12 protein-coding genes are annotated in these 14411 nt (G+C 73.1%); 6 read left to right on the top strand and 6 right to left on the bottom strand.

Features of this window, described 5'->3' with window-relative positions; all coding sequences use genetic code 11:
* The first annotated feature begins 70 nt into the window (after positions 1 to 70).
* Complete coding sequence (locus O7635_RS23065) at positions 71 to 964, top strand: cysteine synthase family protein (RefSeq protein ID WP_278082538.1); 894 nt, start codon at positions 71 to 73, stop codon at positions 962 to 964.
* Here the strand turns inward: O7635_RS23065 and O7635_RS23060 are convergent.
* On the bottom strand, positions 933 to 2216 hold the full coding sequence (locus O7635_RS23060; RefSeq protein WP_278082537.1) for a serine hydrolase: 1284 nt from the start codon (positions 2214 to 2216) through the stop codon (positions 933 to 935). The genes O7635_RS23065 and O7635_RS23060 overlap by 32 nt on opposite strands.
* Positions 2217 to 2304: 88 nt before the next feature.
* Complete coding sequence (locus tag O7635_RS23055; protein ID WP_278082536.1) at positions 2305 to 3507, bottom strand: acyltransferase; 1203 nt, start codon at positions 3505 to 3507, stop codon at positions 2305 to 2307.
* A gap of 264 nt (positions 3508 to 3771) precedes the next feature.
* Between O7635_RS23055 and rho the strand changes: the two genes are divergently transcribed.
* Positions 3772 to 4947, top strand: a complete 1176-nt coding sequence (gene rho, locus O7635_RS23050; protein WP_347405298.1) for a transcription termination factor Rho — start codon at positions 3772 to 3774, stop codon at positions 4945 to 4947.
* Here rho and O7635_RS23045 read toward each other — a convergent pair.
* Entirely contained in the window at positions 4861 to 5964 is a 1104-nt protein-coding gene (locus O7635_RS23045; protein ID WP_278082535.1) for an NAD(P)/FAD-dependent oxidoreductase, read from the bottom strand. The genes rho and O7635_RS23045 overlap by 87 nt on opposite strands.
* Positions 5965 to 6034: 70 nt before the next feature.
* Here O7635_RS23045 and O7635_RS23040 point away from each other — a divergent pair, with 70 nt between their 5' ends.
* Positions 6035 to 6493 carry a hypothetical protein gene (locus O7635_RS23040; protein WP_278082534.1) on the top strand — a complete coding sequence of 153 codons (459 nt, stop codon included), beginning with the start codon at positions 6035 to 6037 and terminating at the stop codon, positions 6491 to 6493.
* A 346-nt stretch (positions 6494 to 6839) separates the two neighbouring features.
* On the opposite strand, the gene O7635_RS23035 is transcribed toward O7635_RS23040, so the two are convergent.
* Both O7635_RS23035 and O7635_RS23030 read right to left on the bottom strand, forming a co-directional pair.
* Entirely contained in the window at positions 6840 to 7505 is a 666-nt protein-coding gene (locus O7635_RS23035) for a response regulator transcription factor (protein WP_278082533.1), read from the bottom strand.
* A complete protein-coding gene (locus tag O7635_RS23030; protein ID WP_278082532.1) occupies positions 7502 to 8635 on the bottom strand; it encodes a sensor histidine kinase in 1134 nt (377 codons plus the stop codon). The genes O7635_RS23035 and O7635_RS23030 overlap by 4 nt, the downstream gene beginning before the upstream one ends.
* Before the next feature lie 145 nt (positions 8636 to 8780).
* On the opposite strand from O7635_RS23030, the gene O7635_RS23025 reads away from it, so the two are divergent.
* From O7635_RS23025 to O7635_RS23015, 3 genes are read left to right on the top strand one after another with little or no spacing between them, the layout of a single operon-like run.
* Positions 8781 to 9713, top strand: a complete 933-nt coding sequence (locus O7635_RS23025; protein WP_278082531.1) for an ATP-binding cassette domain-containing protein — start codon at positions 8781 to 8783, stop codon at positions 9711 to 9713.
* A complete protein-coding gene (locus O7635_RS23020; protein ID WP_278082530.1) occupies positions 9710 to 11233 on the top strand; it encodes an ABC transporter permease subunit in 1524 nt (507 codons plus the stop codon). Before O7635_RS23025 ends, O7635_RS23020 begins: the two co-directional genes overlap by 4 nt.
* Positions 11230 to 12003, top strand: coding sequence for an ABC transporter permease (locus tag O7635_RS23015; RefSeq protein ID WP_278082529.1), 774 nt, complete (start codon positions 11230 to 11232; stop codon positions 12001 to 12003). The genes O7635_RS23020 and O7635_RS23015 overlap by 4 nt, the downstream gene beginning before the upstream one ends.
* Before the next feature lie 2 nt (positions 12004 to 12005).
* On the opposite strand, the gene pepN is transcribed toward O7635_RS23015, so the two are convergent.
* Positions 12006 to 14390 carry an aminopeptidase N gene (gene pepN, locus O7635_RS23010; RefSeq protein ID WP_278082528.1) on the bottom strand — a complete coding sequence of 795 codons (2385 nt, stop codon included), beginning with the start codon at positions 14388 to 14390 and terminating at the stop codon, positions 12006 to 12008.
* Between the last annotated feature and the right edge of the window lie 21 nt (positions 14391 to 14411).

Below are 14411 nucleotides of genomic sequence, written 5' to 3'. Positions count from 1 at the left end.
CGCACCGGGGGTGCCGGGCGTGCGGCGCGGTCCGTAGTGTCGGCTGCGGGTGGAGGGGTGGGAGGGCCTCATGGGCGGTTTGGACGGGATCGGCAACACGCCACTGGTCGCGCTCGACCTTGGCGACCGGGACGGGGCTATCTGGGTCAAGCTCGAGGCCGCCAACCCGACCGGCTCCTACAAGGACCGCATGGCGCTCGCGATGATCGAGGCGGCCGAGCGCGACGGGCGCTTGCGACCCGGCCAGACCGTCGTCGAATACACCGGTGGGTCGACCGGGTCGTCGCTCGCGTTCGTGTGTGCCGTCAAGGGCTACCCGCTCAGGATCGTGTCGTCCGATGCCTTCGCGGACGAGAAGATCAGGACCATGCGGGCGTTCGGGGCCGAGGTCGAGCTGATCCACAGCCCGGGTGGGATCACGCCGGGGCTCATCCCCGCGATGGTCGAGCGGGCGCGGCAGATCGCGGCCGAGACCGGCGCCTACTGGACCGACCAGTTCCACAACACCGACATGACCGACGGCTACCGGCGGATGGGTCAGGAGATCCTCGAGCAGGTCAACACCTTCGACACCTTCGCCGGGTACGTGGGCACGGCGGGCGCGTTCCTCGGAGTCACCCGGGCCATCCGGGAACGGCTTCCACACACGCATCGGGTCGCCGTGGAGCCGGCCGAGTCGGCCGTGTTGTCCGGGCGCGCGGCCGGCACCCACCACATCGAGGGCGGCGGCATCGGCTACTGGCCGCCACAGCTCACGGCGGACGACTTCGACGAGGTCGTCGCCGTCCCGGAGCAGGAGGCCTTCGCCACCGCTCGCCACGCCGCCCGCGTCCACGGCATCTTCAGCGGCCCGTCCACCGGCGCCAACCTGTTCGCCGCCCTGCGGCTGGCGCACGAAAGAACGGTCGTCACCGTGCAGGTCGACAGTGGACTCAAGTACCTGACCGGCGACCTCTACAGCTGAAGGCCAGCAGCAGCCCGCACAACACCAGCGCCGAACCGGCCAGGGACAGCGGCGCCAACGGCGCGCCGGTGATCGGCAGCGAACCCACCGGCGGCGGTTCCTCGACGTAGTCGTAGACCGCCCGCGCCAGCTCGCGCACCGTCTCCGACCCCAGTGGCTCAGGGCCGGCGGTCAGGAAGGCGACCGCGATCTCCGTACCCGGGATGAGGTAGTAACCCACGTCGTGCGACACGTCCGTGAGCTCGCCCGTCTTGTGCGCGACCGGCACCCCGGACGGCAGCGCCGCGGGGATCTTGCCGTTGAGGGTCTGTTCGAGCATGAAGCTGAGCAGCAGGTCGCGGTTGACCTGCCGCAGCACGTCGCCGTCCCAGACCGCGCCGAGCAGCGAGATCACGTCGTCGGGGCTCGTGTAGTTCTCCGGACCCGGCGTGACCATCTTGCGGGCCAGCACGGTCTCGCGCTGGTTCATCGAGTCGATCAGCGCGTTGACCGGCGCGAACCCGCCGAGGTAGTCGATCAGCACGTTGGTCGCCGTGTTGTCGCTGTACTTGATCGTGTACTGCGCGAGCCGGAACAGCGTCACGTACTGCGGGAACTCCTCGTGCTGCAGCTCGCCGGTGCCCCCGACGACATCGGAGGGCAGGACCAGAACCGTGTCGGTGTACGCGGCCTGGCCGCAGTCGACGCGCCGCATGAGCTCGGCGATCACCCACAGTTTGATCAGGCTGGCCGCCTTGGGCCGCAGCCGCCCGGCCACCCCGATCTGCTGGTCGCCGTAGCGGCCGGACAGGTCGCGGACCGACACGCCGGCGGTGACCGGCGCCGCGTCGACGATCGCCCGCAGCCGGTCGGTCAGCGGCCGCAGCCGGCGCCCGCGGGCCGGATCCGTCGGCGGCTGCGGGCTGGTCACCGTCGGCCCGGTCAGCCGCCGCCGGCCGATCTCCAGCAGCCCGGTCGACCGCCCCACGAGCGGGACCCGGAAGCGGTAAACCGTGCCCTCGTACGAGATCCGCCCGCTCGCCACTCCCCCGGCCACCCGCATTCCCGGGTTGTAGACGCGCCCCGTGTCGACCGAGCACGACCGGAAGCGCACCGTCCGCGCCGACGCGTCGAGCGAGAAGATCCCGTCGCCGGCCGGCATCCACACCAGGTCGGCCGCCCGAGGCCCGCCGCCGGGCCGCTCGTCGGCGAGCGCCGGCTGCGGCGCGATCAGGACGATCAGCGCGACCAGGGCCGCGTACCACCGCGTCATCCGGACCCCCGAGACGAAGAACGACGCTACGTGCTCACAAGAACACGAAGCGTAGTTCTTCGGAGGGCGGCACGCCGCAGGGTCAGGGTCAATAGACCAGGACGAGGTACGCCGTGAAGGCCGCCGTGGCCGCGACCGCGAACGCCCGGTGCCGGGCGGTGACCACCGTGGCCGGCCGCTCGAACCGCCGGACCAGGGCGACCAGCAGCCCGAGCGCGAGCGCCAGCACCGGGAACCAGCCGAGCCGCTGCGCCACCCACCAGTCCGTCAACGGCGGGTCGGTCAGGCCGGCGAAGCTGCCCAGCCGGGCCGCCCCGGCCGACACGGCGACGAGCGCGGTCTGGTGCCAGCAGAAGATCGACATGGCGCAGAGGTTGAGCACGGCGACCGCCGTCCACAGCCCGGCCCGGCGGTGCAGCAGCCGGTCGAACCGCTCCCGAAGCAGGATGGCGGCGCCCGACTGCACCGCGGCCAGGGCCGGGACGAGCAGCGACGGCGGGTTGGAGTTGGACCGGCCCGAGCCGGGCACGGTCACCATGCTGGCCGGATAGCGCGCCACCACGAGCAGGGCCGCGAACAGGGCGGCGCCGCCGAGCAGCAGCCGCCACGCCGTGGTGCGGGTGACGCCGCCCCGGGCCCACGCCACGCCGAGCTGGTAGGTGAACATCCAGGCCGGCACGACGGTCAGGTAGCCGGCCCAGTCGGGCACGACGTGCAGCCCGTACCGCGCGATGTCGACCACCGCGACGGCGCCCGCCATCGGCAGCGCGGCCGCCCAGCCCCAGCGCCGGTCGAGCCACATCGCCACCGGCGTGAGCGCCGTCACGACCGCGTAGATGCCGATGAACCAGAACGGCTGCACCAGCAGCACCGCCCAGGTGCGCAGGGTCGCCGGCGCCGCGCCGGCCAGCGCGGCCAGCGGCAGGGCGGTGGTGACCAGCGCGACAGCGGCGACCACCGGCCAGGCCAGCCGCAGGAACCGCCGCCGCAGCCACCCCAGGTCGCCGCCACCGCCGGCCCGCCAGCGGGTCAGGCTCTGGCCCGCGGCGTAGCCGCCGACGAGGAAGAACACGCCGAGCATCTGCAGCACCCAGGTCAAGGGCGCGAGCCATTCCGCGGTACGCAGCGGGCTGTCGACGACGAGGCCGCCGGCGGCACCGGGGCTCAGCCCGCCGACCAGCCAGTGTCCACACACGACACCCAGGATCGCCAGTGCCCGCAAGCCGTCGATGGCGCGCTCGCGTACCGGAGCGGCGGTGGCGACCGGCGAGGGGGAAGCCGTCACGGTCATGCCTCGACGCTAGGTTTCGACCCCGGGAGGATCGATCCGGCGGCCAACCGGATCCGTGGTGGTGCCAGCCCCACCCGTAGGGGGAAAGCCCGGGGTGCTTGCGGTAGCTGGTCACAGCGCGCTACCGTCTGATCCAGGCCGTTCCAACCCGCGGATGTGCGCAGCTGTCTGCTGCCCCCCGGGGAGGCTATTCATGATCGCACCGCCGATCGACGCCCACCGCCCCGGAGCCAGGGGCGAGTTCATCCCCATGAGGAGACGCGCGTGCGCGCTACCCCATCAACCGATCCACAAGAGACAGACGATGCCGTCGACGGGATCGTCGACCAGCGCGGCGACCAGTTCTTCGTGCGTACGCAGGGCTACGCGCCCGGTCCGCGCGACGCGTACCTGCCGCCGCCGTTGGTCCGCCGGCTCGGACTGCGTCCCGGCGACCGGATCACCGGCACGCTCAAGGCCGACGCCGCCGCCAAGGGCCAGCGCAAGCAACCGGGCAAGGACCGCCCCCGCCCCGTCGACAGCGTCGAGACCGTCAACGGGCTCGACCCCGAGCGGGCCCGCCGCCGCCCCGACTTCTACGACCTGACGCCGGTCCACCCCCACGAGCGCCTGCGCCTGGAGACCGACCCGCGGCTGCTCACGACCCGCGTCATCGACCTGGTCATGCCGATCGGCAAGGGCCAGCGGGCGCTGATCGTGTCACCGCCGAAGGCCGGCAAGACCATCGTGCTCAAGGCCGCCGCCCAGTCGATCCTGCGCAACAACCCCGAGTGCCACGTGATGATGCTGCTCGTCGACGAGCGGCCCGAAGAGGTCACCGACATGCGCCGCTCGGTCCGCGGCGAGGTCATCGCGTCGCCGTTCGACCGGCCGCCGCAGGACCACACCGCGGTCGCGGAGCTCGCCGTCGAGCGGGCCAAGCGCCTCGTCGAGATGGGCCGCGACGTCGTCATCGTGCTCGACTCGCTGACCCGGCTCGGCCGCGCCTACAACAACAGCGCTTCGGGCAACAGCCGTACGCTCTCCGGCGGTGTCGGCGCCTCCGCCCTCGGCCCGCCCAAGCGGCTGCTCGGCGCGGCCCGCGCGATCGACGGCGGCGGCTCGCTGACCATCATCGCCAGCGCGCTGATCGATACCGGCTCGCGCGGCGACAACCTGATCTACGAGGAGTTCAAGGGGACCGGCAACGCCGAGCTGACCCTCGACCGCGCCAGCGCCGACGGCCGCATCTTCCCCGCCGTGGACCTCAACGCCTCCGGCACCCGCAACGAGCACCTGCTGCTGCCGCCGGACGAGCTGGCCGCCACCCACCTGCTGCGCCGCGCGCTCGCGGGCCGGGAGACCGTGCAGGCCCTACCGCAGCTGCTCGAGCAGCTCGCCCGCACCGGCAGCAACGCCGAGTTCCTGCTCCGCACCGCCGGCCACGCCCGGGTCGCCTAGCAGCGTCCGCAGCTCCCGCACCGCCACGCGACCGGCCCGGTTCGCGCCGACCGTGCTGGCCGACGGGCCGTACCCGACGAGGTGGATCCGCGGGTCCGCGGCCACCCGCGTGCCCGCCATGACGATGCCGCCGCCGGGTCCGCGCAGCCGCAACGGGGCCAGGTGGTCCAGCGCCGCCCGCCAGCCGGTGGCCCACAGGATGATGTCGGCCGCGCGGTGCTCGCCGTCGGCCCAGACGACGCCGTCGGGCACGATCCGCGCGAACATCGGCCGCCGGCGCGCCTGGAGAGCCGCCGTCTCGGGCGTCCACGGCAGGTCGGTGACGCTGACCACGCTGCGCGGCGGCAGCCCTTGGCGCACTCGGGCCTCGACTTTCGCGATCACCGCACGGCCGTACTCGTGGTCGAAGGGTCCCTCCCGGAACACCGGCTCGCGGCGCGTGACCCAGGTGGTCTCCGCGGCGACCTCGGCGATCTCCAGCAGGCTCTGGACGGCCGACGTGCCGCCGCCGACCACCACGACCCGCTTCCCGGCGAACGCGGCCGGCCCACGGTAGTCGGCGGTGTGCGGCTGCCAGCCGGCGAACGTCTCCTGGTCCGGGTAGTAGGGCCGGAACGGCCGGGTCCAGGTGCCGGTGGCGTTGACCAGCGCCCTTGTCCGCCACGCCCCGGCGTCGGACTCGACGAGGAGCCGGCCGTCGCCGTTCTCGCGTACGGCGTCGACCTTCACCGGACGGCGCACGGGGAGGTCGTACCGGTGCTCGAACTCGGCGAAGTAAGCGGGGACGGCGTCGGCGGCCCGCTCGTCGGGGTCGGGCGGCTCGAACCGCATGCCGGGCAGGTCGAAGATGCCGTGCACGGTGGCCATCCGCAGCGTCGGCCAGCGATGGCGCCAGGCGCCGCCGGGACCGCGGTTGGCGTCGAGCACGACGTGGTCCAGCCCGGAGCCGCGCAGGTGGTAGGCGCTGGAAAGCCCCGCCTGCCCCGCTCCGATCACCACGACATCGGTATCCGGCACGCTGTCTGCAACGCCGCGCGCCGCCCGCGCCATCCCCGTGGGGCCTTTGTCACACGGTTAGCCTGTCGCGGTGCGGATCGTCGTCCTTGGCCGTGGGGCGGCGGGGAAGTCCACCCTCGCCGCGCGGCTCGGTGCCCTGTCCGGGTTGCCGGTGATCGAGCTCGACGCGCATTTCTGGTCGCCGTCGCTGAGGCCGCTGCCGCCGGAGCGGTGGGCGCGGGTCCAGGCTGACCTCGTCGCCGGTGCGGCGTGGGTCATCGACGGCGATCTGGGGCCGTACGACGTCCTCGACGTGCGGTTGCGGGTCGCGGACCTGGTCGTCGTGTTGGACTTTCCGCTGTGGCGGTGCGCCTGGCGGGCGCTGCGGCGGTCGCGGGAGAATGTCGCGTTCTGGCGGTGGCTGGTCGGCTATCGCCGCCACAGCCTGCCGGTGGTGCTGGCGGCCGTCGACCGCTACGCCGGCCAGGCCGACCTCCACATCCTCCGCAGCCCCCACGCCGTCGAGGAGTTCCTGGCGAGTTACGGCTGATTTCGAGTGGCCGCTGTTCGGCCTGCGGTTGAGCTGTCGCCGTGTGTCGTTCTCCCCCTCGAAGGGCGACGGAGTTTGGGTCCATTCTGCTTCCCCTGGCCGTGAAGGTTCTCGTCGACGATCCGATCGCGGAGGGCGACCACTACTGCGGTGACCTGCTTCATGCCGTCGTAAGGCTTCCGGAGTCGGCTTGGCGTGATGCCGCCGAGCAACGCCACCAACTGGCCGAGGCCCTCCGCAGGGCGCCACTGTCTGAGCAGCACGTCAGCACAGACGTCCGCGACGCTGCCGCAGCGTTTGTCGACGCGCACCGGCCGCACTCTGGTCGGCGCCGCAGCGACCGGGCTCAGCGGTCGCCCGGGACGATCAGGCCTGATTCGTAGGCGACGACGACCGCCTGGGTTCGGTCGCGTAGGCCCAGTTTGGCCAGGAGGCGGCTCACGTGGGATTTGACAGTCTCCTCGCCGACCACCAGGCGCGCGGCTATTTCGGTGTTCGACAGGCCCTCCGCCAGCAGGCGCAGCACCTCTGTCTCGCGCGCGGTCAGCGTACGCAGGGTGCCGTCGTGTCGTTGGCGGCGGCGGCGCAGGCGCGAGAACTCCGACACCAGGCGCCGGGTGACCGTGGGGGCGAGCAGCGCCTGCCCCGACGCGACCACGCGGACCGCGTCGAAGAGCCGCTCCGCGGTCGCGTCCTTCAGCAGGAAGCCACTGGCGCCCGCGTCCAGCGCGTCGTAGACGTGCTCGTCCAGGTCGAACGTCGTCAGTATCAGGATGCGGGGCCGGTCGTCGACCCGGGCCGCCAGGATGCGCCGCGTCGCCTCGATGCCGTCCATGCCGGGCATGCGGATGTCCATCAGCACCACATCCGGACGCAGCTCCCGGCACAGCCGCACCGCCCGCTCCCCGTCCGCCGCCGATCCCACCACGGCGAAGTCCGGCTGTGTGCCCAGCAACACCTCGAAGGCCGACCGGACGACGTCCTGGTCGTCGACGACGACTATCGAGATCACGCCGCCGCTCCCTTCCTGGGCAGGACCGCTTCGACCAGGAATCCGCTCGTCGGCCCCGGCCCGGCAACGAGCGTTCCCCCGGCCATGGCGGCCCGCTCCCGCATTCCCGTCAACCCGTGGCCGGCAGCCGCACCGGAGGGCGGCGCGCCCGGTCCGTTGTCGTGCACCCGCACCCACAACTCGTCGGCGCAGTAGCGCAGCTCCACGTCGACGGACGCGCCCGGCGCATGCCGCCGCACGTTGGTCAGGGCCTCCTGCACGATGCGGTACGCGGTCAGCTCCAGCCCCTGGTCGAGCGGCTGCACCGGCCCCGACACGATCAGCCGCACACTGACCGAGCCGGCGTCGCGCACCTCGTCGAGCAACGCGTAGAGCTGCCGCAACCCCGGCTGCGGCCGCCGAAGCTCGTCCTCCGCGTCGACATCCTCCCGGAGTACGCCCAGCAGCCGGCGCATCTCGCTCAGCGCCGTCCGGGCGGTGTCGCCGATGGCGGTCAGCCGCTGGGCGCCGTCGGGCGGGAGGCCCGGCGTCGCCAGCCGGGCCGCGTCCGCCTGCAGCGCGATCATGGTGATGTGGTGCGCCACCACGTCGTGCAGCTCGCGGGCGATGCGGGCCCGTTCGCCCCGGGCCGCGTACTCCAGAAGCGACGCCTCCGCCGATCGCGCCGAGACCTGCCGGCGACGCGTCTCGGCCCGCAGCCGCATGGCCGCCCCGACCGCCGCCGCGCCGAGAACCAGCGCCAGCAACACGACCGCGCTCACCCGGTCACCGGCGCCATCGGCCACAAAGAGGAGAAGCGCGTACGGGAGCACCAACAGGGCGGGGCACGGCAACGGCCGTACGTGGCCGACCGTCCAGAACAGGGCCATCAACGCGAGCGTCCCGGCGACCGTGGCCGGGGTCGCCAGGAGCACTCCCGACAGGCAGGCGATGGTCGACAGGACGGCGGCGATGACGGGCCAGAGTCGCGCGAGGGCCAGCGGCGCCACCACGGCGCAGGCGACGAGCGCGTGCAGGGCGGGCGCGAGCGGACCGCCGGTGGACCCGAGTGACTCGATGGCCGCGCCCACGCCGAGGACCGCCGTCGCCGCGCCGACCAGCGTGCCCGGCCGTACCCGCAGCCCTGTCACACCAGTCATTGTGACGGGCCCGCCGCCGTCCGTCGTCCGTCCCGTCGGGGAGCGGCTCTCCCTCGTTTTGGGGAGGCGGGGCGGCCACCGGAACCCCTCTCCGCCGTGACGCGCCGATCGGGTCGCGCTGCCTAGTCTGCGTGCCATGGAACCCACCATCGAGGTACGCGACCTGCACAAGCGCTACCGGACCACCGTGGCCGTGGACGGGTTGTCGTTCACGGTCCGTCCGGGCGAAGTGACCGGGTTCGTCGGGCCCAACGGGGCCGGCAAGTCCACGACGATGCGGCTGATCCTCGGGCTCGACTCACCGGACGGCGGCGCGGCCCTGGTCGGCGGCAAGCCGTACCGATCGCTGCGCACCCCGCTGACGAAGGTCGGCGCGCTGCTGGACGCGTCGGCGGTGCACCCCGGCCGCCGGGCTCGCGACCACCTGCTCTGGCTGGCCCACAGCAACGGCATCCCCAGGCGTCGCGTACACCAGGTGCTCGAAGAGGTCGGTCTGGGCGCGGCGGCGCGGCGTCGCGCGGGTGGGTTCTCGCTCGGCATGCAGCAGCGGCTGGGCATCGCGGCGGCCCTCCTCGGCGACCCGCCGGTGCTGATCTTCGACGAGCCGGTCAACGGGCTCGACCCCGACGGCATCGTCTGGATCCGCGGCCTGCTCGCGGGTTTGGCGGCGGAGGGGCGGGCGGTGCTGGTCTCCAGCCACCTCATGGGCGAGCTCGAAGGCACCGCCGACCACCTGATCGTCATCGGCCGCGGCCGGCTCGTCGCCGACACCAGCGTGGCCGAGCTGCTCGCCGCCGCGTCCAAGGAGCGCACCGAGGTCGTCACCGTGCGGCGCGAGGAGGCCACCACCGTGCTGGCCCGCGCGGGCGCGACCGTGACGGTCATCGGCGGCGAAACCATGACCGTCGAGGGCCTGCCCGGCGACCGCGTCTCGACGCTGCTGACCGAGGCCGGTGTCCCCTTCTCCGAGCTGCGCCGGCACCGGGCCTCGCTGGAAGAGGCCTACATGGACCTGACCCGGGGATCGATCGAGTACGCGCCCGAGGCCGTCGAGGGGAGCGCCCGGTGAACGCCCGCGAGTCGTTTCCCCGCCTGCTGCTCAGCGAATGGACCAAGCTGCGGTCGGTGTCCCGGTGGGTCATCACGTTCCTCGCGGCCATGGCGCTGACCATCGGCCTGAGCGCGTTGCTGGCCTCGGCCAACCGCAGCGACGCCAACGTCCACCGCAACTTCGTCGTCGGCCCGCACAACGACCCGGTGTCCGACATGTTCTATTTCGTGCACCAGTCGGTCACCGGGGACACGACGATGACGGTCCGGGTCGCGTCGCTGGCGCCGACGCGGCAGCCGGACGAGCGGCGCGTGGACGGGGAGCCGACGACGCTGCTCGACGACCCCAGCCCGTACGCCGCGCCCGCCGCCGGAATCATGATCAAGGACGGCACGCGGTCCGGCTCGTCGTACGCCTCGGTGCTGCTGACCAAGGATCGCGGCGTACGCGTGCAGTCGGACTTCACGCAGGACCACGAGGGCAGCGCGAGCAGTGGCACGCGCTGGCTGCGGCTGGTCCGGGCGGGGAGCACGATCACCGGGTACGAGTCGGCCGACGGCGCCACGTGGACGCCGGTCGGCTCGGTCACGCCGCGCAACCTGCCGGCCACCGCGGAGATCGGCTTCTACGTGTCGTCCGCGCCGGCGGTCTACGTCTCCCGCGGCGGCGCTAGCTCGTCGGTCGGCGAGCGCCCGACGAGCACGGACGCGACCTTCGACAACGTGACGCTGACCGGGTCGGGGCAGTGGCGGGGCACCCAGGTCGTCGACGCGAACGCGGACGGCCGCATGGGCAAGGGCGGTGTCGCCGGCGGCCGGTTCGCCGCCACCGGGGCCGGGTCCGGGGCCGGCTTCACGGTCACCGGCACCGGCAAGGTCGGCCCCCAGGCGCCGGACGACGACATCGTCGAGGGCGCTCTCATCGGCGTGATCGCCGGACTCATGGCGCTGGTCGCGGTCGGCGCCCTGTTCGCGACGTCGGAATACCGCCGGGGCATGATCCGCACGACCTTCGCGGCCACCCCGCGGCGGGGACGGGTCCTGGCCGCCAAGGCCGTCGTTCTCGGCGCGACCGCGTACGCCGTCAGCCTCGTCGGCGTCGTCACGGCGCTGGCGCTGGCGCTGCCGACGATGAAGCAGCACGGCTTCGCGCCGCCGGCCTTCCCCACACCATCCTTTTCGGACGGCCCGGTGCTGCGGGCCCTACTGCTGAGCGCGGCCTTCATGACCCTGGTGGCATTGTTCGCGATGGCGGTGGGGATGCTCGTGCGCCGCAGCGCTGCGGCGATCACCACCACCATCGTGCTGGTCCTGCTGCCGCTGATCGTCGGCATGGTGCTGCCGGGGACGTCGCCCCGCTGGCTCATGTACACCACGCTGGCCGGCGGGATGGCCACCCAACGGGCCAAGCCGCCGACCGTCACCCTGGCCGAGCCGTGGGCCATGATCGGACCCTGGGCCGGCATCGGCATCGTCGCCGCCTACACCTGCGCCGCCCTCGGGCTGGCCTGGTGGCGCCTGCGGCGGACCGACGCATGACGGCGCTGCGGGCGGTGCGGGGCGAGTGGACAAAGCTGCGCACCTTGCCGAGCACCGGGTGGCTCCTGGTCGGCGTGGTGGTCGGGACCGTGGCCCTGGGCCTGGCCATCACGGCCTCCCTGGACCAGCGCCACTGCGCCGCCCCCTGCCTGACCGACCCGGTCAAGCTCAGCCTGGCGGGCGTACGCCTCGGCCAGGTCGCGGTGGTGATCCTGGCGGTGCTGGCGGTGACCGCCGAGTACGCCACACGCACGATCCAACCGACGCTGGCGGCCGTGCCCCGCCGCGCCCTGGTGGTGCTAGGGAAGGCCGTGGTCCTCGTCACGCTGACACTGGCCGCCGGGGCGCTCGGGGTCGCCGCGTCCTACGCCGCGGCCGGCCTCGCACTGGACGGCAGCGGCTTTGACGTACCCACGTGGTCGGATCGCCTGGACCAGCGGGCCGCCGTCGGCACGGTCCTCTACTTAGGACTGATCGCGGCCTTCTCGGCCGGTCTCGGGCTCCTGCTGCGCGACACGGCCGGCGCGATCACCACCGGCCTGCTCGTACTCTACGGCACCCCGGTCGCGGCGTCGTTGGTCAGCGATCCGCGCTGGGAGCACCGGTTGCTCCGGTTCTCCCCGATGGACGCCGGCCTGTCGATCCAGGCCACCCGCGACTTCGCCGCGGAGCACATCGGACCGTGGGCCGGCCTGGGCATGCTGTCCGCGTACGCCGGGGGCGCCCTGCTGCTCGGCCTGCTCGTCTTCGCGTTGCGTGACGCCCGGTGAGCTCAGCCGGCCGAGCGGTCGTCGAGCTCGTCGTCCCAGAAGCGGCGCAGGACCGTCGGGACGTCGCCGCCCAGGCGGTCTCGGACCAGGTCCAGTTCCTCGGCCGACAGCGGCACCGCCGGGAAGGCCGCGCCGACCGCGGCCGCGAACGCCGATCCCCGCCGGGCCAGGGCCGGCGCCGCCTCGACATAGGCGGCGACATAGGGCGTGACCAGCTCGCGCTGCGACAGTGACCAGAGTCCGGTGGCCAGCGCCCGGAACCGGCGCACGGACACCTCCGGATCCTCGGTCATTTCCCGCCACGCGGCCGCCTTCGCGTCGGCCGTCGGGCGGGCCGCCAGGGCCGTGGCGGCGCCGAGGTCGCCCGTGGTGGTGCCGTCCCGGCGCCGCTCCGCCTCGATCTCGTCGCCGTCGAGCGTGCCCAGCTCGGCCAGCCGGTGCACGACCGCCCAGCGCAGCTCCGGGTCGAGCGTCAGACCGTTGTCGGTCGCGTTCGCGTCCAGCCAGCGGCGCAACAGGCCGGCGTCCCTTGTGGACCAGGCCAGCCCGCGGGCCAGTGCCACCGCGCGCTGCTCGTCCTGGTCGGCGTCGACCGCGCAGGCCGACGCGACGACCTCCAGCGCGCCGGCCACCTCGCCCGGCGCCAAACGGCGGACCAGGTCCTTCGCGGTCCGCGCCAGGGCCGCGCCGACCAGGGTGGCCGACGTCTCGCGGGGGAGCTGGCGGGCCAGCAGGTCCAGGTGCGTGGGCGGCGGCACCCGGTCGAGCAGCGCCGCCCACAGCACGGCTCGCACGAGCGGGTCGGGCAGCGCCGCCAGGTCGCGCGTGAGGACCTCGTGGGACAGCGGGTCCAGCTGGAGGCGGGCGAAGGTCTCGCCGTACGCGTTGGGCACCACCACCAGGCCCGCCCAGTCCGGCAGCGCCACCGGCTCGTCCGCCAGGTCGACCAGCAGCGTGCCGACGAGCTCCAGCGACGGCGAGTAGGCGGCGACGGTGAAGCGGTGCGGGCGCACGCCGTCGCGGGTCAGCACCGGCACGTCGCCCTCGCGGCCGACCCGGATCGTGTCGTGGCCCGACCGGCGCAGCCACACCTGCGCCCACCCCCGCACGTCACGCGGCGAGGCGGCGTCGAGGGCCGACAGCAGGTCCTCGAGGGTGGCGTTGGCGAACCGGTGCCGGGTCAGGTGCGCGTTCACCCCGGCCAGGAAGTCGTCCGGGCCGAGCCACGTCACCAGCTGGCGCAGGACCGCATTGCCCTTGCCGTACGAGATGTGGTCGAAAATGGTCGTAGCGGTGTCCACATCGGGCACGTCGGTGGTGGCCGGCGCGACCGGGTGCGTGGAACGGCGACGGTCGGCGAGCAGCGCGTTGGGCTTGTAAGCGGCCTCGAACGACGCGCGCGTGCCCGCGTACCCGGCGACGGTCTCGGCCACCTCGAACCCCATGTAGTCCGCGAACGACTCGTTGAGCCACGCGTCCTCCCACCACACCGGGGTGACCAGGTCGCCGAACCACATGTGCGACATCTCGTGCGCGATGACCATCGCGCGCCGCCGGCGCTGGTCGTCGGTGATCCGCACGCGCGGCAGCACCGACTCGTCGAACGTGACGCAGCCCGGGCACTCCATCGCGCCCCAGTTGAGCTCGGGCACGAAGACCTGGTCGTACGAGTCGAACGGGAAGGGCTCCGTGAAGATCTCGGCGAAGTGGTCGAAGCAGACCTCGGTCAGCTGCCGCAGCTCGGCGGCGTCGCGCTCGAGCTCGGCGGCCAGCGAGCGGCGGGCGTGCCAGCCCATCGGCAGACCGCGGTGCTCCCACCGCACCGAATGGTACGGACCGGCCACGACGGCGAACAGCGCGCACGGGATCGGCGGGGTGGCCGCGAACACGGACGTGCCACCGTCGGCCTTGACGAGCCGCCCGTTCGACAGCACCGTCCACGTTGGATCGGCCTGCACCGTCACGGTGATCGGACCCTTGACGTCGGGCTGGTCGAAGCAGGCGAACAACCGCTGGGTGATGTCGAGACCGAGGTACGCGCCGACGTAGCGCTCGCCGTCCGCCGGATCGGTGAACGTGTGCATGCCCTCGCCGTCGGTGACGTAACGCATCGTCGCGTCCACGACGACCTCATGGGCGCCCGGCGCCAGTCCCACCAACGGGACCCGACGACCGTCGTACGCCGGTGCCACGGTGTTGCCGTCGATCGTCACCTCGAGCGCCTCGGCCCGATGCAGCTCCAGGAACGTGTCGCCGCCGCCACACTCGAACCGCACGGCGACCCGGCTACGGAATGTCTGGGTGGAGGTCACGTCGAGTGCGAGGTCGTAGGAGACGGCGGACAGCATGGCCGCCCGCGCGCGGGCCTCGTCGAGGGTCAGCGACATCCGGCCAGGCTACTGTCCCGA

This window comes from Asanoa sp. WMMD1127, from assembly GCF_029626225.1.
Classification (GTDB): domain Bacteria; phylum Actinomycetota; class Actinomycetes; order Mycobacteriales; family Micromonosporaceae; genus Asanoa.
This window is presented reverse-complemented; position numbering and strand designations above follow the sequence as displayed.